At 52.0% G+C, this 21,906-nt stretch carries 15 protein-coding genes; 4 read left to right on the top strand and 11 right to left on the bottom strand.

Features of this window, described 5'->3' with window-relative positions; genetic code table 11:
• Window positions 1–2: 2 nt before the first annotated feature.
• The 3 genes from napA to napF are packed head-to-tail and all read right to left on the bottom strand — an operon-like array spanning window position 3 to window position 3,230.
• A complete protein-coding gene (napA, locus tag FDX24_RS14805; protein WP_048211124.1) occupies window positions 3–2,489 on the bottom strand; it encodes a nitrate reductase catalytic subunit NapA in 2,487 nt (828 codons plus the stop codon).
• Window positions 2,486–2,749, bottom strand: coding sequence for a chaperone NapD (gene napD / locus FDX24_RS14800; protein ID WP_121584834.1), 264 nt, complete (start codon window positions 2,747–2,749; stop codon window positions 2,486–2,488). Before napD ends, napA begins: the two co-directional genes overlap by 4 nt.
• Complete coding sequence (gene napF, locus FDX24_RS14795) at window positions 2,739–3,230, bottom strand: ferredoxin-type protein NapF (protein WP_061068192.1); 492 nt, start codon at window positions 3,228–3,230, stop codon at window positions 2,739–2,741. The genes napD and napF overlap by 11 nt, the downstream gene beginning before the upstream one ends.
• Window positions 3,231–3,643: 413 nt before the next feature.
• Here napF and eco point away from each other — a divergent pair, with 413 nt between their 5' ends.
• Window positions 3,644–4,141, top strand: coding sequence for a serine protease inhibitor ecotin (gene eco / locus FDX24_RS14790; RefSeq protein ID WP_048212557.1), 498 nt, complete (start codon window positions 3,644–3,646; stop codon window positions 4,139–4,141).
• Window positions 4,142–4,238: 97 nt separating this feature from the next.
• Here eco and mqo read toward each other — a convergent pair whose 3' ends face one another.
• A complete protein-coding gene (gene mqo / locus FDX24_RS14785) occupies window positions 4,239–5,900 on the bottom strand; it encodes a malate dehydrogenase (quinone) (protein WP_137364530.1) in 1,662 nt (553 codons plus the stop codon).
• Window positions 5,901–6,178: 278 nt separating this feature from the next.
• On the opposite strand from mqo, the gene FDX24_RS14780 reads away from it, so the two are divergent.
• Window positions 6,179–7,426: a SulP family inorganic anion transporter gene (locus FDX24_RS14780; protein ID WP_137364529.1), complete on the top strand. Its 1,248-nt coding sequence runs from the start codon at window positions 6,179–6,181 to the stop codon at window positions 7,424–7,426.
• On the opposite strand, the gene mgtE is transcribed toward FDX24_RS14780, so the two are convergent.
• From mgtE to FDX24_RS14745, 6 genes are all read right to left on the bottom strand, one after another.
• Window positions 7,389–8,825 (bottom strand): magnesium transporter, encoded by a 1,437-nt coding sequence (mgtE, locus tag FDX24_RS14775; RefSeq protein WP_048211119.1) that lies wholly within the window; start codon window positions 8,823–8,825, stop codon window positions 7,389–7,391. The genes FDX24_RS14780 and mgtE overlap by 38 nt on opposite strands.
• 105 nt (window positions 8,826–8,930) lie before the next feature.
• Complete coding sequence (locus FDX24_RS14770) at window positions 8,931–10,574, bottom strand: multidrug ABC transporter permease/ATP-binding protein (protein WP_137364528.1); 1,644 nt, start codon at window positions 10,572–10,574, stop codon at window positions 8,931–8,933.
• Window positions 10,575–10,649: 75 nt separating this feature from the next.
• Window positions 10,650–11,300 carry a DNA oxidative demethylase AlkB gene (alkB, locus tag FDX24_RS14765; RefSeq protein WP_124021790.1) on the bottom strand — a complete coding sequence of 217 codons (651 nt, stop codon included), beginning with the start codon at window positions 11,298–11,300 and terminating at the stop codon, window positions 10,650–10,652.
• On the bottom strand, window positions 11,300–12,364 hold the full coding sequence (ada, locus tag FDX24_RS14760) for a bifunctional DNA-binding transcriptional regulator/O6-methylguanine-DNA methyltransferase Ada (protein ID WP_048211116.1): 1,065 nt from the start codon (window positions 12,362–12,364) through the stop codon (window positions 11,300–11,302). The genes alkB and ada overlap by 1 nt, the downstream gene beginning before the upstream one ends.
• A 79-nt stretch (window positions 12,365–12,443) precedes the next feature.
• Window positions 12,444–13,499, bottom strand: coding sequence for an FAD:protein FMN transferase ApbE (gene apbE, locus FDX24_RS14755; protein ID WP_101741540.1), 1,056 nt, complete (start codon window positions 13,497–13,499; stop codon window positions 12,444–12,446).
• 115 nt (window positions 13,500–13,614) lie between these two features.
• Window positions 13,615–14,715, bottom strand: a complete 1,101-nt coding sequence (locus FDX24_RS14745) for a porin OmpC (RefSeq protein ID WP_005129375.1) — start codon at window positions 14,713–14,715, stop codon at window positions 13,615–13,617.
• A gap of 741 nt (window positions 14,716–15,456) precedes the next feature.
• Here FDX24_RS14745 and rcsD point away from each other — a divergent pair.
• Both rcsD and rcsB read left to right on the top strand, forming a co-directional pair.
• On the top strand, window positions 15,457–18,126 hold the full coding sequence (rcsD, locus tag FDX24_RS14740; protein WP_137364527.1) for a phosphotransferase RcsD: 2,670 nt from the start codon (window positions 15,457–15,459) through the stop codon (window positions 18,124–18,126).
• 16 nt (window positions 18,127–18,142) lie between these two features.
• Window positions 18,143–18,793 carry a response regulator transcription factor RcsB gene (gene rcsB / locus FDX24_RS14735; protein ID WP_003027592.1) on the top strand — a complete coding sequence of 217 codons (651 nt, stop codon included), beginning with the start codon at window positions 18,143–18,145 and terminating at the stop codon, window positions 18,791–18,793.
• A gap of 112 nt (window positions 18,794–18,905) precedes the next feature.
• Here the strand turns inward: rcsB and rcsC are convergent, their stop codons facing one another.
• A complete protein-coding gene (gene rcsC, locus FDX24_RS14730) occupies window positions 18,906–21,752 on the bottom strand; it encodes a two-component system sensor histidine kinase RcsC (RefSeq protein ID WP_061068198.1) in 2,847 nt (948 codons plus the stop codon).
• Window positions 21,753–21,906 lie beyond the last annotated feature (154 nt).

Raw genomic sequence — 21,906 nt, 5'->3', positions numbered from 1 at the left:
CGTTACACCTTCGCCAGTTTCACAGCGCACTTCTTGAAATCCGTCTCTTTAGAGAGCGGATCCGTCGCATCCAGCGTCAGGTTGTTCACCAGCTGTGCGGCGTCGAAGAACGGCATGTACACCAGCCCCTGAGGCGGACGGTTGCGGCCGCGTGTTTCAACAATCGAAATCACTTCACCACGACGGGATACCACTTTGACCTTGTCGCCACGGCGAAGATCGCGCGCTTTTGCATCCAGCGGATGGATAAACAGTACCGCCTCCGGGAACGCACGGTGCAGTTCCGGCACGCGGCGCGTCATGCTGCCAGTATGCCAGTGCTCCAGCACGCGACCGGTGGAGAGCCACAGATCGTATTCTTTATCCGGTGCTTCAGCCGCCGGTTCAAATGGCAGCGCGAAGATAACGGCTTTCCCATCCGGTTTGCCGTAGAACTTGTAGCTTTCTCCAGCCTTCACGTACGGATCGTTGCCTTCGCTGTAGCGCCACTGAGTCTCCTTACCATCGACCACTGGCCAGCGTAACCCGCGCGCCTTGTGGTAATCATCGAACGGTGCAAGATCGTGTCCGTGTCCGCGACCAAACCAGGCGTACTCTTCGAACAGACCTTTTTGCAGGTAGAAACCGAGTTCGCGAGATTCATCGTTCAGTTGATCTTCAGCCAGTTCGCTGACCGGGAATTTCGTTACTGCTGGCGTGGCGAACAGCACGTCATACAACGTCTTACCGCGTAGCTCGGGTTTCTTCGCCAGCAGTTCCTCCGGCCAGACGTCTTCCGTTTTGAATCGGCGGGCAAACTGCACCATCTGCCACAGGTCAGATTTCGCTTCGCCCGGTGCTTTAATCTGCTGGCGCCAGAACTGAGTACGGCGCTCGGCGTTACCGTAAGCCCCTTCTTTCTCTACCCACATCGCTGTTGGCAGGATCAGGTCGGCCGCAAGAGCACTGACCGTCGGGTACGGATCGGAAACGATGATAAAGTTGCGCGGATCGCGCCAGCCAGGCATACGCTCTTCGTTGATGTTCGGCCCAGCCTGCATGTTGTTGTTACACATCACCCAGTAGACATTGAGCTTGCCATCTTTCAGTGCGCGGTCCTGCGCCACAGCATGCAGACCGATTTTCGCCGGAATGGTCCCCGCCGGAATATTCCAGTGTTTTTCACAGATATCGCGGTGTTTTTCGTTCGTCACCACCATATCCGCAGGCAGACGGTGAGAGAAGGTCCCGACTTCACGCGCGGTACCACAAGCGGAAGGCTGACCCGTCAGCGAGAATGGGCCGCAGCCTGGCTGAGAAATTTTACCGGTCAGCAGGTGCAGGTTATAGACCAGGTTATTAGCCCATACGCCACGGGTATGCTGGTTAAAGCCCATCGTCCAGTAGGAGATGACTTTCTTCTTAGGATCGGCATACAACTGCGCCAACTGTTCCAGCTGATCTTTTGGCACGCCGGTCATTTCTGCAGTTTTATCCAGCGTATACTCCGCAACAAACGCTTTGTACTCTTCAAAACTGATCGGTTCCGAGGCATCAGAACCCGGGTTTTTCGCCGCTTTTTCCAGCGGATGGGTTGGACGCAGACCGTAGCCGATATCCGTCGCCCCTTTACGCAGGTTAACGTGCTTGCTAAAGAAGTCCTGGTTTATCGCATTGTTTTGAATGATATAGTTTGCGATGTAGTTGAGGATCACCAGGTCGCTTTGCGGCGTAAAGACGATGCCGTTATCCGCCAGCTCAAAGCTACGATGCTGGAAGGTAGAGAGAACGGCGACGTTGACGTTAGGATCGGACAGACGACGGTTGGTGATGCGCGACCACAGGATCGGGTGCATTTCCGCCATATTAGCGCCCCACAGGACGAAAGCATCCGCATGCTCGATATCGTCATAACAGCCCATCGGCTCATCCATACCAAAGGTACGCATAAAGCCCACAACGGCTGACGCCATGCAGTGACGCGCGTTCGGATCGATGTTGTTCGAACGGAAACCGGCTTTGAACAGTTTTGCGGCAGCGTAGCCTTCCCAGATGGTCCACTGACCGGAGCCAAACATACCAATAGCGTCTGGCCCTTTCTCTTTCAGAGAGGTTTTAAATTTCTCTTCCATCACATCAAAGGCCTGGTCCCAGCTAATCGGGGTGAATTCGCCTTCTTTGTGATATTTGCCGTCTTTCATGCGCAGCATCGGCTGCGTTAAACGGTCTTTTCCGTACATGATTTTCGGCAGGAAGTAACCTTTGATGCAGTTGAGCCCACGGTTAACCGGCGCATCCGGGTCACCCTGACATGCCACAACACGCCCTTGTTGAGTGCCTACCAATACGCCACAACCGGTACCGCAAAAACGGCACGGGGCTTTATCCCATTTGATCGCTTCTTGCTGACCGACTACCGCACGGGCTACGCCCGGCACGCTTAACCCGGCAGCCGCCGCAGCGGCCGCAACGGCGTTAGCTTTCATAAAGCTACGACGACTGAGTTTCATGGTGTTTCCTCACCTTGCTCATCCTGCTGGTGATAAACCAGCGACACCGCCAGTACGCCCGCAACGTTGCGCACTGACTCAATTGTTTTCATTAGCGTTTCACTGTGCTCTGCTTCCACCACCACAATCAGTTGACCGCTTTCCACATCGCTGAGAGCAACTTCGCAACCCGGAAACGAACGTAACTGCGTAGCGATATCACTGATGTGCTGACTTTTGGCCTGAACGATCAGGCTGCAGACCTGCCAGTTAGTGTCCATGGTTGTACTCCGCATTAATGGCTGATACCGGACAGATAGCGACACACGCGCCGCATCCGTTACATGCCTGATTGTCGAGCTGTGGCTGATAAATACCGGACAGCGTGGGACGAAAGGTTATGGCCATGGGTTCACAGCTATCCTGACAGCGATGGCATTCAACGGACTGATGCGCGAGACAGTTGTCACCGATCGAAAAATTCAGATCCCATGCCCTGGTGTGGCGCGGAAGAAAAAGTGATTCGGGGCAGGCCTCTGCGCAGGCGTAACAAAAGCTGCATTCGCCGTGTTTGAAATTTACGCCTGGATAACCGCCCTGGCCTCGCTGCAGGATGTCGGTTTCACACGCCTGGATGCAGGCGTCACAACGGAGGCAATGAGCCAGAAAATGTGAGTCTTCCATGCTCCACGGCGGACGAATCCCATTGCTGGCTTTACGCCAACTGCCTGTCAACATGCCTCGACGGGATAAATCAACCATGACATTGTCCTTCCATAATGACGCTCTCCCTCGGCGGGTTGAACGACAATAAAAAACGCACTATTTATGAGTAGTTATTTTTAGCCGTAAGATATTTCAGGATGTGTTTGAGGTGCATACCCCAATTGGGGTAAATGCTGTTGCCGGATCAAAAGAGTGTTGAGTTGGCGGGAAAAAGTGCGCTTTTGCTCACATTTCAATGAGTTATATAATCAATTATATAGCGAAAACATAAAACAGAGAATAATCTCACAATTAAGATAATTCCTGGTATTTATCGCTACACAAATTATAAACCTTTAATTAATGCACTTAAAATATAAGTAAATTTAGATTAATAGACGATATGAATATGCTAACCTGCCCTTGATACGTTCATAAGACAGAAGAAAGGAAACACTGTGAACAATAAGATGAAGACAATTGTCCCTGCCGTACTCCTTGCCGCCTTCGCCAGCACCTCTGTGTGGGCGACAACCACCGATGCCAGCGCTCAGCCGCTGGAAAAAGTCGCCCCTTATCCTAAAGCGGACAAGGGAATGAAGCGTCAGGTTATTCAGCTTACTCCTGAGAAAGATGAATCTACTCTGAAAGTAGAACTGCTGATCGGACAAACGCTGGAAGTTGATTGCAACAAACATCGCCTTGGCGGAGAACTGGACAGCAAAACGCTGGAAGGTTGGGGTTATGACTACTATGTATTCGACAAAGTTACGTCTCCGGTTTCAACCATGATGGCCTGCCCGGACGGCAAGAAAGAGAAGAAATTCATCACCGCGTATCTGGGTGAAGACGGTATGCTGCGTTACAACAGCAAATTACCGATTGTGGTTTACACCCCGGAAAACGTGGAGGTGAAATACCGCATCTGGAAAGCAGAAGATAAAATTCAGGACGCCGTCGTGCGATAAGTGAGAATGTGCCGGATGGCGGCGTACCGCCTTATCCGGCATACAGACGCATGAAGTAGAAGTAGGCCGGATAAGCGCAGCGCCATCCGGCCTTTTTTTACAGCGCGATATCCGCCACAGCTTTCTGCTCAGGCTGCGGTTGCGCCTGAGGTTGTAGCTGTGGTTTCGGCGCTTCATCAGCAACCTGCGGTTTATCGTACTTCAGACCCAGTACTTCGCTGGTGTATTGCAGCTCTTGCTCCGTAGCCTCAACGTTGCCGTTCAGCTTCGTGCCATAAGACGGAATAATCGTTTTCAGCTTCGCCTGCCATTCCGGGCTGGCAACTTTATCTTTAAACACTTTTTCCATCAGATGCAGCATGATCGGTGCCGCGGTTGATGCCCCCGGTGATGCACCCAGCAGCGCAGCAATGGTGCCTTCTTTATCGCTGACCACTTCGGTTCCCAGACGCAGAACGCCGCCCTTCTCCGCATCACTTTTGATAATCTGCACACGCTGGCCTGCCTGCCATAAACGCCAGTCTTCTTTTTTCGCCTGTGGATAGTACTCTTGCAGCGCGGCAAAACGATCGTCGTCGCTGAGCATCACCTGGCTTACCAGATATTTGACCAGATCGAAGTTATCCAGACCTACGTTAACCATCGGCATAAAGTTCGACGTGGTGGTAGAACTGAGCAGATCCCACAATGAACCGTTTTTCAGGAACTTAGTGGAGAAGGTTGCGAACGGCCCAAACAGCACTACGCGTTTACCATCCAGAATACGGGTATCAATGTGCGGTACGGACATCGGCGGCGCACCAACGGAGGCCTGACCATACACTTTCGCCAGATGACGATTGACCACATCAGGGTTTTCCGCCACCAGGAACTGCCCGCCAACCGGGAATCCGGCATAGCCTTTCGCTTCCGGAATGTCGGTTTCCTGCAACAGCTTCAGGGCAGCGCCACCGGCACCGATAAAGACAAACTTCGCCTTAATAGCGTGTTCCGCTTCATTGTTTTTCAGATCAGCAACCGTGACCGTCCAGCTATTATCCGCGTTACGCTTAAAGCCGCGAACTTCGGTGCTCAGTTGCAGCGCAAAGTTGGTTTTTTTCTGCAACGATGCAATCAACTGGCGCGTAATTTCACCGTAGTTCACGTCAGTACCGATCTCGGTACGCGTTGCCGCAACTTTCTGTTTCGGATCGCGACCTTCCATAACCAAAGGCGCCCATTCTTTAATCTGCGCGTGATCTTCAGAGTAGCGCATACCGCGGAACAGGGTGCTTTGCTGGAGTGCCGTGTAACGGGCACGCAGGAAATTCACGTTCTCGTCGCCCCAGACAAAGCTCATATGGGGAACAGTGGTGATAAACGAGCGGGGTTCATGCATCACGCCGTTGTTGACCTGATACGCCCAGAACTGGCGGGAAATCTGGAAGGCTTCGTTAATTTCGACTGCCTTTTCAATACTGATGCTACCGTCAGCCTTTTTAGGCGTGTAGTTCAGTTCCATCAGTGCGGAGTGGCCTGTTCCGGCATTGTTCCAGCCGTTTGAACTTTCCTGAGCAACGCCATCCAGTCGCTCTACCATGGTCATTGACCATTGCGGCTCCAGCTCCTGTAAATAGGTTCCCAGTGTGGCGCTCATGATGCCGCCGCCAATCAACAGTACATCCGTTTCCTGCTCTTCCGCCGCTTTCGCTTTTGCTGCCATCGAGACAACATTCAGCCCTACAGCCATGGTGAAGAGCATGGCAGTCACTTTTTTCATAATGTTAATGCCTTACTTTTAGTATCGCTTTTTGCTTTTTATGCAGGTGAAAATCGAGCGGTAACAACGGTAACACTTAAGTAAAAATAATTAAATATTGTTTATAAATTATATTTAAATTTTAAAAATGTTATTAATACGTTGATTCTTTATATGGTTATTGACAATCATTTCTGGAAACCTCCCCGTCAGACGGGTACTATGCTGCGCTTTGCTATTCACCGCACGGATGCCTGTCGGTCTGCTGTCATCAGGCCTTTTCTGACCTGAGAGTAACTATGTCTGCAACACACTCTTCCCCTGCCGCGGTGGCAGAACACACCACCCACACCGTGTTACGCCACCCCCGCCTGCTGGTTCGTGAAACGCTGGCCGGTGTGGTAACCGCCCTGGCGCTGATCCCGGAAGTGATCTCTTTTTCCGTTATTGCTGGCGTCGATCCGAAAGTCAGCTTGATAGCCTCGGTCGTACTGTGCCTGGCGATGTCCTTTTTAGGTGGGCGTCCGGCAATGGTTACCGCCGCTGCAGGATCGGTTGCATTAGTCATTGGCCCGATGGTGCATCAACACGGCGTGCAGTACATCCTGCCTGCGGTAGTGCTGGCCGGGATTATTCAGATCCTGTTTGGTGTGTCAGGAATGGCGCGTTTGATGCGGTTCATCCCCACGGCCGTGATGACAGGATTTGTCAATGCGCTGGGTATTTTGATTTTCTTTGCCCAGGTCCCGCATTTCTGGGGAAACAGCCCGTTAATCTGGGGGCTGTTCGTCCTGACGCTGCTGATTGTGCTGTGGGTTCCGCGGTTTATCAAAGCCATCCCCGCGCCGCTGATCGCTATCGTGCTGCTGACGGTGTTCACTGTCACCAGCGGGCAACTGTTACCGACCGTCGGTGACGAAGGTTCAATGAGCGGCGGTCTGCCGGGCTTGACGCAGTTACTTGTACCACTCAACCTGCAAACGTTAACCATTATCTGGCCCTGCGCGCTGAGCATCGCTTTTGTTGGATTGATGGAATCGCTATTAACTGCCCGACTGGTTGACGACCTGACGGTCACCCCGTCGAATAAAAACCGTGAAAGCACCGGACTGGGCGTAGCCAATATCCTGGCCGGTTTTTATGGCGGCATCGCCGGATGCGCGATGATCGGTCAAACGATTGTCAACGTTGAGATGGGGAAAGCTCGCAGCCGTGTTTCCACGTTTGCCGCCAGCCTGGTCTTGCTGCTGCTCGTCACCGCACTCAGCGAGGTGATGGCAAAGATACCAATGTCAGTACTGGCGGGAATTATGGTGATTGTGGCGGTAAAAACGTTTAGCTGGCACAGCATCCGACCCGCGACGCTGACCAACATGCCGGTCACCGAAACGCTGGCAATGTTGGTTACCGTCGCCGCGACAGTCTCTACCGGCAACCTGGCGATTGGCGTGGTTGCCGGCGTGATCACGATGTTGATACTGCCGCGCATCGTCAGTAGGAAACGGGCGTCTACATCAAAAACAGCGTCGCCAGACCCAGAAAAATAAAGAATCCGCCGGTGTCGGTGATAGCGGTAATCATGACGCTGGAGCCGACCGCCGGATCGCGCCCGAGCTTCACCATCGTCATCGGAATGATAACGCCCATCAGCGCCGCCATCAGCAGATTGAGCATCATCGCCAGGGTCATCACGCCGCCCAGCGCCATATCATCGTACAGCCACCAGGTGATGCCGCCCATGATGCCGCCCCAGACAAGGCCGTTGATCAGCGCTACCCCCATCTCACGCAGGATCAGAAACGTCAGGTTGCCGGGCTGAATATTCTGCAACGCCAGCGCCCGGACAATCATGGTGATGGTCTGATTACCCGTATTACCGCCAATCCCTGCCACAATGGGCATCAGCGAGGCCAGCGCCACCAGTTGTGAAATGGTGTGCTCGAAACCGTCGATTACCCGCGAGGCGATAAAAGCGGTACAGAGATTAATTGCCAGCCACGCCCAACGGGTTTTTACCGCTTTAGTGACCGGAGCGAATACATCCTCTTCGGCACTTAAGCCCCCCATTCGACGCAGATCGGTATCGGTTTCTTCATAAACCACGTCGACGATCTCATCGATGGTTAAGCGTCCCATCAGTTTGCCTGAGGGATCAACCACCGCAGCACTAACCAGGTTGTCACGTTCAAACGTACGCGCAGCATTCTCGGCGATATCTTCCGGAGAAAATGTGAGCGGATCATCCTCCATCACTTCGCTGACTTTACGCTGCACGTCATTGAGCAGAATACAGGTTAGCGTCAGTTCACCCACCAGCACTTTATTGCGATCGGTTACGAAGAGTTTATCGGTGTTCTCCGGCATTTTTCCCAGCCGCCGCAAGTACCGCTGCACCACTTCCAGCGTCACGTCCGGACGTACGGTGATGACTTCGAACTCCATGATCGCACCGACGCGATTCTTCTCGTAGTGCAGCACCTGACGTACGCGCGCCCGCTCTTCAGCAGGCAATGATGCCAGCAGTCGACCGGTAAGGTTACGGGGTAAATGCTGTACCAGATAAATCTGTTCGTCGATATCGAGATATTGCAGCGCATCCAGTAGCTCGCGGTCGCTCATCTCGTCGATCAGGTCATCCCACACATTTTCTGATGCTTCAAGCAGGACGTTGCCGCGTTTTTCACTTTCGACCAGTCGCCACAGGGCGTGACGCTCTTCGGAGGGCAGTGCTTCGAGGGTATCGGCCAGATCGGGTGGCGGCAAATGCGCCACCAGAGCCCCTACCTCAGCAATATCGTCGGCTAACGTGCCGACGTCATATTGCTCAGCCAGGGTAAGCTTACCCAATAATGTTGAAATGATGGCTTTATCAGTGGTCAGCAGCCAGATTAGACGCGCACGCTCTTCATCACGTAGCCTGGCGCTGTTTTTGTTTATTGCGGACATTAATCATAAATCCATGATATGAAATATCATCAATCATGATGCCGAATTATGTAAATAACAATAAACGAGGCCGCCGGGTGGATAAAAAACCGGCGGCATGTGGGATTATGCTGTGCGAGCCACCGCATCGCGCGAAGCCGCATCGCGTTCATCGCCCAGCAGTTCACTCAATTGCCCATTACGCATTTCCAGCAAACGGTCTGCATGAATAAAGTAATGATCGTCATGACTAATGGCGAAAATGGTTTTGCCCATCTCCTGCATCAGCGGCAGCAACACCTGGTAGAATTCACGCCGGAAATGCGGATCCTGATCGGCGGCCCATTCATCCAGCAGAATGATGTCGCGCTCCTCTGCTAAGGCCAGCAACAGCGCCACACGCTTTTTCTGCCCTTTCGACAGCTTCAGGTTGAGAATGCGCCCGTCGTTCAGTTCCAGCTTGTGCGCCATTTGCAGATGATCCAGCCACTTCGCTACCAGCGCCGGAGAAGCGTCTCTGCCTTCAGGTCCCAGCAATTTGTCAAACAGCCAGACGTCGGTAAACACCGCGGAGAACAGCTTGCGGTAGTCCTCCGGTTTTTCGACAGCAACCGCCTTGCCATCCAATAAAATCTCACCAGACTGCGGCTGGTATAGCCCGGTCAGCAACATCGCCAGCGTAGATTTCCCACTACCGTTACCGCCAATCAGGAAGATCAGTTCACCACGATGAATGGTCAGATTCACTGGCCCAACGGCGAACGCATTATCCTGATAGCGGAAAACCACGTCGCGCAACTCCAGCGTTTGCCAGTCCGGAAATGCAGTTGGCCGTGGAAATTCAGCCTTGAAGGGGGCCAGGGAGAACTTATTCAGCTTGTTGAACGCCACCTGTGCAGTCAGCAGCGTTGGCAGCGCGCCGACGGCAGAGAGCAGCGGCGTGCGCAGGAATAGCAGCGTCAGCGAATAGGTCGCCGCCACGGCGGTATCCGCCCAGCCCAGACTGTTGGCCATCCAGAATACCAGGCCAATGGCGCCCAGCATCATAATGTTCGACCAGTTGACCGCGCTCAGGTGGAAGGTATCGGCACGGATAATATGATGACGGTACTCTTTGGCATCCGGGACGTACAGCTGATTAAAGAGATGCTCCGCACGTTCCCGGTTGAGCGTCAGCTCTTTGCGCCCTTCCAGCACCGTCTGGTAGTCGTTGTACAGCTTGTCTTCGGTTTCACGCAGGGTAGCCATGTGTTTATACACCCGCGCCACCAGCACAAATCCGCCCCAGATGGTGATTGCCATCCAGATTGCCGTCACCAGCAGCATTTTCGTCGACAACATGGCCAGATACGCCGCCGACCCCACGGTCAAAATAATCCCCTGTACCAGCTCAGGTAGGCGGACAAAGGCAATGGTAATGTTACGGATATCGCTGGTTAAACCGGCCAGTAACGAGGCGCTACCGATTTGCTCGATACGCTCGACGTGGGTGTCCAGAATTCGTTTGATAAATTCGCTACGCAGACGGTAGACAAAGTGGTGCCCCAGCGTGGTGAGCGCCAGCTGTGAACCGAGGGTGACGACCATCAGTAACAGCAGCAGGCCAAGAAACTCCGGTAGCACCATCAGCGTGGTGTCGACCGTTTCAATCAGGCGCTGATTAATAAACGCAATCAGCCCAATCCCCAGCGCGGCACTGACAAGGCTGAGCGCCATGACGCTGATAAATGGCCAGCGATACTGCCGCCAGACAAGAAGTAAAAGTTCCATGCAAACAACCCGGACAAGTAATAACAGCCCGCAGTTTAAACATCTCTTCGCTGACAGCAATAATAATTCTTATTTTTATTCTTTTTTACCTGCCTGGCGAAACGTCAGGTTATAACGACAATCTCCCGTCAATGGATGATACCCCGTCTTAAGCGGCTGGACGCCATGATAAAACAGCCGCGAGTTTCCCCCCCATACCACCACATCACCATGCTCCAGCAATACTCGCTTTAAGGGATCGTTGCGCCGTAAGCCGCCAAACTGAAAAATCGCCGGCAGGCCCAGCGATACAGAGACGATAGGCGCTCGCAGGTCAGGCTCATCTTTATCCTGATGTAAAGACAGTTTTGCCCCCGGCGTATAGCGATTAATAAGGCAAGCATCCGGTTGAAAATCAGGATAGCCTGCGGCCGTTGCCGCCTGTTGGCACAGCTCAGCAAAGACCTCGGGTAATGGCGGCCAGTGAACGCCGGTTAATGGATCGACCGGTGAATAGAGGTAGCCATGTTGATCCGTTGTCCAGCCCAGATGGCCGCAATTCGTCATGGCTACCGACATCGTATAACCGCCAGGGGTGACCATCTGGCGAAACGGCGACTGTCTGGCTGTCGCCGCGATTGCCCGCAGTAAAGCGGGGGCGGATTCAAATGCAAAGCGCCGCAAAATCACCGCACCTGACGCCAGCGGCTCGTGCCAGGGTTTCTCATCTGCAAAGAGATCGAGCATTACGTTTCCTCGCGGGTGGCTTCACGTTGCAACAGTTGCGCCTTGCGCGTTATTCCCCAACGATAGCCAGAAAGCGCGCCATCACCGCGGATTACGCGGTGACACGGGATCACAATCGCCAGTTTGTTCGCCGCGCAGGCGCTGGCTACGGCACGCACCGCCTTCGGCTTGCCGATAGTGCTGGCAAGTTGCTGATAACTCACCGTCTCACCACAAGGGATTGCCCGCAGCGCTTGCCATACCTGCTGCTGAAAGGCGGTTCCCTGAATATCCAGCGGCAGTGACAGTGCGGTATTGCGCGTGTTAATCACGGCGATCACCTCACGCACATGTTGTTGAAACTCCGTATCGGCGGGCTCGTCACGTGCCGTCGGAAACAGTTCATGCAATTCTGCTATCAGCGTAGCATCGTCGTCGCCCAGCAAGATCGCGCAGATACCCCGTTCACTTTCAGCCACCAGGCAACGGCCGAGGGCGCAATCTGTGAGGGTATAGCGCACAGAAACATTACCGCCGCCTTGACGAAATTGCCTGGCGGTCATGCCTAACGCCTGATCCGCTTTGCGGTAATAGCTGCTGCTGTCGGGGAATCCGGCGTCAAGAATCGCCTGCGTGACCGGTGCGCCTTTTGCCAGCGCGTCACGCAGGCGACGGGCACGCCACGACTGTTGCCAGGCTTTGGGGGTCATCCCGGTGGTTGCTTTGAACAGGCGATGCAGGTGAAACGGGCTCATCGCAACATGCTGCGCAAGAGCCTCCAGTGTGAGGGGGGACTCCTGCTCCAGCAACTGACAGGCGTGGGCTATTTTGTCCAGCCGCTGCTGTTGCGCGCTATCTTTGTCCGGCCGGCAGCGTTTGCAGGGACGAAACCCTGCCGCCTGTGCCTGCTCGGCATCCGCGAAGAAACTGACATTTTTGCGCAGCGCATGTTTTGCCCGACAGGACGGTCGACAAAAAATGCCTGTAGTCTGAACAGCAAAAACAAACTGACCGTCAGCCCTGGCGTCACGATCCAGCACAGACTGCCAGCGTTCATCATCAGTGATGTGTAAGAGATTTGTCATGATGGACTCCTTTGTTAAGCATAGCGCTTAGCCTCAGTGTGTCCGCATTGCGGGTTATAAAAACCCGCAATCTTGCTTTTTAATTTTTTTCGCTGACCAGGAAGCTTTTAAACTGCGGCGACATCCAGGTGCTAAACCCTTCGCCTTCTTTAACAATCATATACACCGCTAACCCTTCGCGACGCACAACCTCTTTGGCTTTTTGCGGGCCAAGCACCATTAGCCCGGTATCCCAACCATCAGCCTCCAACGCCGTGGGTGCAATCACCGTCACAGAGACCAGATTGTGTTCAATCGGACGGCCGGTTTGCGGATCGATGACATGGGAAAGACGCTTGCCATCCAGTTCGTAATAGTTGCGATAGCTACCGGAGGTGCTGATACCATGCCCATTGATATCGACAATCGCCTGGACCGCGTTTTCACGATCGGTCGGTTTCTGTATTGCCACACGCCACGGTTGCCCCTCGGCATTCATTCCACGGCTATTCAGCGCGCCGCCAACAGAAACCAGATAGCGGGCGATCCCTTCCTGTTCCATCAATCGCGCCAGATGGTCAGCCGCATACCCTTCCCCCACGGTGGAGAGATCAACGTACAGCGCCGGCAGATCTTTCTGCAGATAATTCTGGTGCGCCTCATTAACAACCTTCAGATGTGAAAGCCCGGTTTGCGCTTTTGCCGCATCAATTCTTGCCTGCACAGGAGTATGCAGCGGTTGCTGCTGTGGACCAAAGCCCCACAGGTTGACCAACGGACCGACGGTGATGTCCATCGCGCCGTCGGTTTTTGCGCCAATACGTAACGCCGATGTCACAATATCCGCCAGCGCATCATTCACCGGCCACGGTGACAGGCTGTTTGACAGGTTAAAACGCATCAGCGCAGAATCATTCTTATAGGTAGAAAGCAGTTGATCATCAGCATCGAGCTGAGTCTGGATCTTCACCTGCAACTCCCCGGCACGTTTGGCATCCACGCCAACCACACTGACCCGCCAGAAAGTGCCCATGGTTTTGCCTTCCAGGACTGTCGCGGTTGAGGACGGGGTCTGGGTTGATTTCGGGGCCTCATCGCACCCGACAAAAAAGAGTGTTACAGCCAGGAGCGCTGCACGACAAAAAATCATATCCATACGTGATTACCCTTATGAAAACGGGCGCAAGAGTACACCAAAAAAGAGTGTTTGTACGTCAGAAAAACGGCATTAAAAAAGGCCCCGTAGGGCCTTTGATAGAAATAGATACAGATTAGAACTGGTAAACCAGACCCAGTGCTACGATATCATCGGTAGAGATACCTGCATTACGGGTGAACTGGTTGTCATCCAGCAGGTTGATTTTGTAATCAACATAGGTAGACATGTTTTTGTTGAAGTAGTAGGTCGCGCCAACATCAACATATTTCAGGATATCCTGGTCGCCGTAGCCGTTGTCCAGATCTTTACCTTTTGACTGCAGGTAAGCCACGGACGGACGCAGACCGAAGTCGAACTGGTACTGTGCAACAGCTTCAACGTTCTGTGCTTTGTTAGCCCAACCCAGTTTACCTGCACGCGTTGCGTTGTAGGTCTGGGTGTACTGTGCTGCCAGGTACACATTGTTCGCGTCGTATTTCAGACCGCCAGTGTAGGTTTCAGCACGATCGCCGGTACCGAAGTTCAGCTTGTTCTGCTCATCAGTACGTTTGGAGCTGGTGACCGCGGTACCCAGGGAGAAGCCTTCACCGATATCATAAGTGATAGATCCGCCGACGCCGTCACCGTTCTGATTCAGTGCGTCACGACCGTTGCCAGTCACGCCGGTCATGCCTTCACCTTCCGGACTACCGTTTTTACCCTGGTACTGCAGGGCAAAGTTCAGACCATCAACCAGACCGAAGAAATCGGTGTTACGGTAGGTTGCAAAGCCGTTACCACGCTGCTGCATGAAGTTGTCAGAACCGTAGGTATCGCCGCCGAATTCCGGCAGAACGTCGGTCCAGGACGTGACGTCATAAACCACGCCGTAGTTACGACCGTAGTCGAAAGAACCTGCATCAGCGAATTTCAGACCGGCAAACGCGACACGCGTCCAGGCGTTGTTTTCGTTTTCAGAGGAGTTACCCATGATCTGGTATTCCCACTGGCCGTAACCGGTCAGTTGGTCGTTAACCTGGGTTTCACCTTTGAAGCCGATACGCATATAGGTCTGATCACCATCTTTAGTAGAGTCATCAGAGAAATAGTGCAGACCGTCGACTTTACCGTACAGATCTAATTTGTTGCCGTCTTTGTTGTAAATTTCAGCCGCATTTGCTGCGCCTGCTACCAGCAGAGCCGGTACCAGGAGGGACAGTACTTTAACTTTCATGTTATTAACCCTCTGTTATATGCCTTTATTGCTTTTTTATGCCACTGCTCACTGGCTAACCCTCATTAACCAGTCGGCAACTTCATTCTCCGCAAAAACACAGAATAATCCAACACGAATATGATACTAATACTTTAAAGATGTTTCATTTATCTATGTAGATGTTTCAAAACATTAACAAAAGGGAACTTTTTTTAATTAAGAAAATGGAGAGAATAAGCACGAATAGTCAAGAACCATTACAAAATACATATAAATCAATAAATTACACAAAGCACAGCCATAGCACTGAATGATAAAAAAAAATCTTCACTCGCAACTAAAATAAACTCGCTATCATCATTAACTTTATTTATTACCGTCATTCATTCATGAATGTCTGTTTACCCCTATTTCAACCGAATGCTCTGCGTTCGGTTTTTTTTTACCCTTCTTTACACAAACATCGCGGTTCTGTGCTACCGATGAAAAACTATAACGACTATTAACTATCTCACCTGTTCACCATCGCATATAAATCAGGCAAATAATTTCTTGTTATTTAATGCTAAATCTGTAGGTTTCATACCTTTATTTGTACTGATAGTGACCGGCTGTACACGTTTGCATTGCCTGCCTGGCAACGATACACAGCAATAAAAAACGCAGCTCCGCAGATGTTGCGTAAGTATGGCAATTCATACATTACCCTTTATACTGCCCCTTCATCTTTAGCGTCGTTTTAACAGGTCATAAACACGAATGAGTCAGTCTGACACAACGGCTTCTACCCGATTCTCCCTGCTTCCGGGAAGTATTACCCGTTTCTTCTTATTATTGATCGTGGTGCTGTTGGTGATGATGGGCGTGATGGTCCAGAGCGCGGTCAACACCTGGCTTAAAGATAAGAGCTATCAGATTGTCGATATCACCCACGCTATTCATAAAAGGGTAGATACCTGGCGATACGTGACCTGGCAAATCTATGACAATATTGCAGCGACAACCAACTCATCGACTGCCGACGGGTTACAGGAAACCCGACTCAAGCAAGATGTCTACTATCTTGAAAAACCCCGTAGAAAGACTGAAGCGCTGATTTTCGGCTCGCATGACAGTTCTACGCTGGAAATGACCCAGCGGATCTCAACCTATCTGGATACACTGTGGGGCGCGGAGAATGTCCCATGGTCCATGTATTATCTGAATGGTCAGGACAATAGCCTGATTCTTATCTCAACATTGCCGCTGAAAGATCTCACCTCCGGCTTTAAAGAATCGACAATTGGCAACATTGTCGACTCGCGCCGCGCTGAGATGTTACAACAGGCCAATGCGCTCGATGAGCGTGAAAGCTTCTCGTCCCTTCGCCGGCTGGTCTGGCAAAACGGTCATTACTTCACGTTACGCACAACCTTTAATCAGCCAGGGCATCTGGCAACCGTGGTCGCGTTTGACCTGCCGATTAATGATTTGATCCCCCCGGGCATGCAGTTGGACAGCTTTCACCTGGAGCCCGATGCCACGTCTACGGCTGAGCATCTCAGTGAAAAAGAGTCGCCTGACAGCGTCAGCATCAACTTTAACAATAGCAAGATTGAGATCTCTTCAGCGCTAAATTCAACGGATATGCGACTGGTCTGGCAGGTTCCCTTTGGTTCATTACTGCTTGATACGCTGCAAAGCATTCTGCTGCCGCTGTTACTGAATATCGCTCTGCTGGCGCTGGCGCTGTTTGGCTATACCACTTTCCGCCACCTCCCTGCCCGCTCAAACGAAGTGGCGCCAAACCTTGCCGCAAATAATGAACTCCGGGTGCTTCGTGCAATCAATGAAGAAATTGTTTCGCTGCTGCCGCTGGGGTTATTGGTACACGACCAGGAATCCAACCGCACGGTTATCAGCAATAAAATTGCCGACCACCTGCTGCCACATTTAAATCTGCAAAATATCACCAGCATGGCGGAGCAGCATCAGGGGGTAATCCAGGCCACAATCAATAATGAATTGTATGAGATCAGGCTGTTCCGCAGCCAGATCTCAGCCCGCACGCAGATCTTTATCATTCGCGACCAGGACCGCGAAGTGCTGGTAAATAAAAAGCTGAAACAAGCGCAGCGACTGTATGAGAAAAACCAACAGGCTCGCGCCGCCTTTATGCAAAACATTGGTCGCGCACTGAAAGATCCCGCCAAAACGCTGGCCATCAATGCTGCCGCACTCAATACGCCCGACAGCCACAAACTGGCAAACCAGGCAGACGTTCTGGTACGTATGGTCGATGAGATTCAGTTGGCCAATCTTCTGGAAAGCGATGACTGGAAAAGTGAATCAACGCTGTTTTCCGTGCAGGCGTTAATTGACGACGTAGTGCCTGAAGTACTACCCGCCATCAAGCGTAAAGGGTTACAGCTGCTGATTAAAAATCACCTGAGCGCCAATGATGAGCGCCGCGGCGACCGCGATGCCCTACGTCGTATTTTGCTGCTACTCATCCAATATGCCGTGACCACAACGCAGATTGGCAAAATTACGCTGGACGTCGACCAGGATGAGTCGGAGGCAGAGCGTCTGACCTTCCGTATTCTGGATACCGGGGAAGGCGTCGCGCTGAATGAAATTGATAATCTGCACTTTCCGTTCAGCAATGACACGCAGAGCGATCGATATGGCAAAGCGAATCCACTCACGTTCTGGTTGTGCGATCAGCTAGCGCGCAAACTGGGTGGACATCTGAATATTAAAGCGCGGGAAGAACTTGGAACGCGTTATATCGTCCATGTTAAGATGCCGCTGCATGACCAACATGCTAATAATGAAGAACGGCTGTTAGATGACGTCTGCGTGATGGTTGACGTCACCTCGAATGACGTACGCAGCATTGTATTGCGTCAGCTGGAAAACTGGGGAGCAACCTGCATCACGCCCGATGAGCGACTGAATAGTCAAGAATATGATCTCTTTATCACTGATAATCCGTCTAATCTTACTGCCTCGGGCTTGCTTTTAAGCGATGATGAGTCTGGCGTGCGAAAAATTGGCCCCGGTCAGCTGCGCGTCAACTTTAATATGAGCAATGCTATGCAGGAAGCTGTCCTGGAGCTAATAGAAGAACAACTGGCGCAAGAAGAGATCCAGGAACTCCCCCTCGGCGGTGATGAAAACGCCGAACTTCATGCCAGTGGTTACTATGCACTCTTTGTAGACACAGTACCGGATGATGTTAAGAGGTTGTATACTGAGGCAGCAACCAGCGATTTCGCTGCGTTAGCCCAAACGGCCCATCGCCTGAAAGGCGTGTTTGCCATGCTTAATCTGGTACCCGGCAAGCAGTTATGTGAAGCGCTGGAACATCTTATTCAAGAGAAAGATGCTCCAGGTATAGAAAAGTACATCAGCGACATTGACGTTTACGTCAAGAGCTTGCTGTAGCAAGGTAGCCCAATACATGAACACTATGAACGTAATTATTGCCGATGACCATCCGATTGTACTGTTCGGTATTCGTAAATCACTTGAACAAATCGAATGGGTGAACGTTGTCGGCGAATTTGAAGACTCCACTGCACTGATCAACAATTTGCCTAAATTAGATGCTCATGTGTTGATTACCGATCTCTCAATGCCGGGAGATAAATATGGTGATGGGATCACGTTAATTAAATATATCAAACGCCATTTCCCGAGCCTGTCGATCATCGTTTTGACCATGAACAACAACCCGGCCATCCTGAGCGCGGTACTGGATCTCGACATTGAAGGGATCGTGCTGAAACAAGGTGCGCCAACTGACCTGCCGAAGGCGCTGGCGGCGCTGCAAAAAGGTAAGAAATTCACCCCGGAAAGCGTCTCTCGCCTGCTGGAAAAAATCAGCGCCAGCGGTTATGGCGACAAACGCCTGTCACCGAAAGAAAGTGAAGTTCTGCGCCTGTTTGCCGAAGGCTTCCTGGTGACTGAAATCGCTAAAAAGCTCAATCGCAGTATTAAAACCATCAGTAGCCAGAAAAAGTCTGCAATGATGAAGCTCGGCGTGGAAAACGATATCGCCCTGCTGAATTACCTGTCATCCGTGACGTTAAGCCCGTCAGACAAAGAGTAATTCGGTTTCATATCATCTGCCTGATGGCACCGCGTTTATCTGGCCTACGAACAATACAGTGTTGTGTATGTTCTGTAGGCCGGATAAGGCAAACACCGCTACCCTGCCTCTTTTATCCCCGCGTTTTTCTTACGCGATCCGCATAGACCGTTAGCGTCTGCTTCAGCACGTCTAGCGTCACTGGCTTGGATAAGCAACTGTCCATTCCCGACTCCAGACAACGCTGCTTCTCTTCCGCCAGAGCATTGGCCGTCACACCAATCACCGGCAGCGTTAACCCCAGTTGCCGAATACGCTGCGTCAAGCGATAACCATCCATATTCGGCATGTTGACGTCGCTCAGCACGATATCAATATGGTTTTTACTCAACACATTGAGCGCGTCCACACCGTCGTTGGCGGTTTTACACTGATACCCCAACGATCCCAACTGATCGGCCAGTAAACGACGGTTAATCGGATGATCGTCAACCACCAGAATCATCATGTCATCGTTTGTGGCTCCCACTTTGTCCGGAGCTGGCAGTGCGGTGGAAAGCGCTTCACTGCCCAGTTCAACGCTGTAGATATGCGCCAGCAGCGCCGGCAACTCGTGCGGTGATGCCACGCTGTGCACCCACTCGCCAGGCGTTCTTTCCAGCGGAATACCAATGTGGCGACGACAGAAAATCACCGTGGCTCGTCCCTGCCACGCCTGATCCAGCACATCATCAGCGATCAATACATCATTTGCATCAGGTTGCTGCCCCTCATAACGCAGCACCGTCATCCCGGTACGCGTGAGGCTGGATTCGATAAAGTGATAGAGTGACGCGTTTCGCACCGCCAGCCAGCAGCGGGTACTGGCAAGACCGTCCACACTTTTATTCTGTGGATACTGGGCTCCATACAGCGGTATCCGCAGCGTAAACTGGCTCCCCATCCCCGGTTCAGAATCAACGGAAATATCCCCGTCCATCATGCTGATCAGTTTTTCACAGATAGCCAGACCTAACCCGGTCCCCTGGAAATTACGCTGCACGCCCGTCCCCACCTGGAAGAAGGGATCGAACAGACGAACGACTTCTTTGGCCGGGATCCCCACGCCAGTATCACGCACACGAATGCTGAGGTAGTCGCCGCTGCACTGAACGTGCAGCACAATACAGCCGGTATCGGTGAATTTAATAGCATTACTCAACAGGTTAGAAATGACCTGCTGCAAGCGCATCGGATCGCCATTTAATGCCACAGGCACATCCGGCTCAATGAAACAGTACAATCCCAGTTGCTTGCGTACCACCAGCGGCAGATAGTTGGCCGTAATATGGCTCATTACTTCCCGCGGTGAAAATTCGCGCGGTTCAATCTTCAACTGTTCGGATTCAATTTTCGAGAAATCAAGAATATCGCTGATAATCTTCAACAACAGGCTGGAGGAGTTATTCATCGCCGTCACCAGGCGATCCACTCCGCTGGGCAGTTCTTTCGTTTGCAGCAGGTCAAGGTTGCCGATAATGCCATACAGCGGCGTGCGTAGTTCATGACTCACCGTCGCAAGGAACATTGATTTTGACTGGCTGGCCTGTTCCGCCGCCTGCGCCATCTCCTGTAACGACTCTTCCATTTTCACACGCGCACTCACATCGACCAGGACGCATATGGCTACGTTCTCATTACGATAACGTGAATGCACAAAGCTGATTTGCAGATTGGTATTATTGCTGGTCAACACATCGACGAAATTAACCTGCTGGCCGCAGATAATTTGCGTCAACCGTTGCCTGTCTTCATGCGTCAGCATGTTGAGATAGGTATGCGCCAGCTCGTTGCTCAGAATGTTAATGCCATCAATTGTGCGCAGAATACAAATACCGACCGGCGCAGAAGCCACAATTTTACGGTTAAACTGTTCATGCTCTTCCAGGCGCTGGGCATCGCTTTCCGCTGGAATAAAAATACGCCGCTCATACATGCGCGTCAGCATAAACAACGCCGCACCTACCAGTACATTCAGCAGAACCGCATTCAGGATCATCATGCGTATCCGCTCCAGCACCAGATCGACCGGCACGGAGTACACAATACTGAGCGATGATGGCGGCAGGTTTTTCTTCAACACCAGATTGCGAAAACCCGGCGTGTAGCCAAACCACGAGCGCTCCTGCATCCAGCGCGGTTCAGACTGAATATTGCCTTCAGGACCGGTGAGTGAAATCAGCGCATGACCATTTTCATCAAGGATTGTCACCCCCATCGGCAAACTGCCCGGCGTGAAGAAGTTCTCCATACGAATCGGCTGTTCCACACCCAGCAACGCCTGCAGACGATTGGCAAGATAGACCGGCGTCAGCGCATAAAAATACCCCACGCCCGGACGCGGTCCCTGGCTTATCCAGAACAGGTTATTGCCGTTTTCTTCCTGCGGCGCATTGCGATACTTAATGATGCGCTCATGCAGTGCTTTCAGCGCCTCGTCACGTTCGACAGGCATATCCCGCAGACCGAAATTGGCCATGCAGAGGTTATCGCTGCCGATCAGGAACACACGGTTCAAATCATAAGCCGCTGAGAAATTGTCGCGCCAGTAGCGCATAAACCACGCCAATGACTCCAGCGAGCCACGCCAGGCATTACCCATCACCGCACAGTCGGAATCGGCAAACAGCGGTTCAAAATTCGGCACCACGGTTTTATCATCCCGTGCCCGCAATGACATCACGCCGTTTTCTGCCGTTAATCGGTTTTCAGCAATGTATTTCAGCTCTTTTATCACGTCAGAAGTACGCTGAATGTAGCGTTGAGCCTGGTCGGAGCTGAGATTAAACTCCTGGCGGATCTCAGACTCTCGCTGGTGCAACGCATTCACAATGTAGAACACCGACGCAAAAGCAATCAGACACCAGACCAGTAAGGCCAGCGCTCTGAACAGGTAGCGTGAGACTTTTAGAGTTGAATGAACGGAAGCAAGGTATTTCAAAGGGGCGAAGCTCCGCCTCAGGATATCAATAGAGTGTGGTTAAGGTAGCGGTAAATGTCCGACGTCGCAATGCCCTCTCTTTACGGGAATATGATACACCGCTCTGACACCGTTGTCTTAACCCCTGATAATCGTCGTTTGCCTAAAAAACACT

It is taken from the genome of Citrobacter sp. wls716 (genome assembly GCF_005280975.1).
Lineage (GTDB): Bacteria > Pseudomonadota > Gammaproteobacteria > Enterobacterales > Enterobacteriaceae > Citrobacter > Citrobacter youngae.
This window is presented reverse-complemented; position numbering and strand designations above follow the sequence as displayed.

Coding starts and splice junctions, on each gene's coding strand:
- apbE (WP_101741540.1), bottom strand. CDS start 13,499: ATGGATATGATTTTTTGTCGTGCAGCGCTCCTGGCTGTAACACTCTTT.
- alkB (WP_124021790.1), bottom strand. CDS start 11,300: ATGCTCGATCTCTTTGCAGATGAGAAACCCTGGCACGAGCCGCTGGCG.
- eco (WP_048212557.1), top strand. CDS start 3,644: ATGAAGACAATTGTCCCTGCCGTACTCCTTGCCGCCTTCGCCAGCACC.
- rcsD (WP_137364527.1), top strand. CDS start 15,457: ATGAGTCAGTCTGACACAACGGCTTCTACCCGATTCTCCCTGCTTCCG.
- FDX24_RS14745 (WP_005129375.1), bottom strand. CDS start 14,715: ATGAAAGTTAAAGTACTGTCCCTCCTGGTACCGGCTCTGCTGGTAGCA.
- ada (WP_048211116.1), bottom strand. CDS start 12,364: ATGACAAATCTCTTACACATCACTGATGATGAACGCTGGCAGTCTGTG.
- FDX24_RS14780 (WP_137364529.1), top strand. CDS start 6,179: ATGTCTGCAACACACTCTTCCCCTGCCGCGGTGGCAGAACACACCACC.
- mqo (WP_137364530.1), bottom strand. CDS start 5,900: ATGAAAAAAGTGACTGCCATGCTCTTCACCATGGCTGTAGGGCTGAAT.
- rcsB (WP_003027592.1), top strand. CDS start 18,143: ATGAACACTATGAACGTAATTATTGCCGATGACCATCCGATTGTACTG.
- napF (WP_061068192.1), bottom strand. CDS start 3,230: ATGGTTGATTTATCCCGTCGAGGCATGTTGACAGGCAGTTGGCGTAAA.
- FDX24_RS14770 (WP_137364528.1), bottom strand. CDS start 10,574: ATGGAACTTTTACTTCTTGTCTGGCGGCAGTATCGCTGGCCATTTATC.
- mgtE (WP_048211119.1), bottom strand. CDS start 8,825: ATGTCCGCAATAAACAAAAACAGCGCCAGGCTACGTGATGAAGAGCGT.
- napD (WP_121584834.1), bottom strand. CDS start 2,749: ATGGACACTAACTGGCAGGTCTGCAGCCTGATCGTTCAGGCCAAAAGT.
- napA (WP_048211124.1), bottom strand. CDS start 2,489: ATGAAACTCAGTCGTCGTAGCTTTATGAAAGCTAACGCCGTTGCGGCC.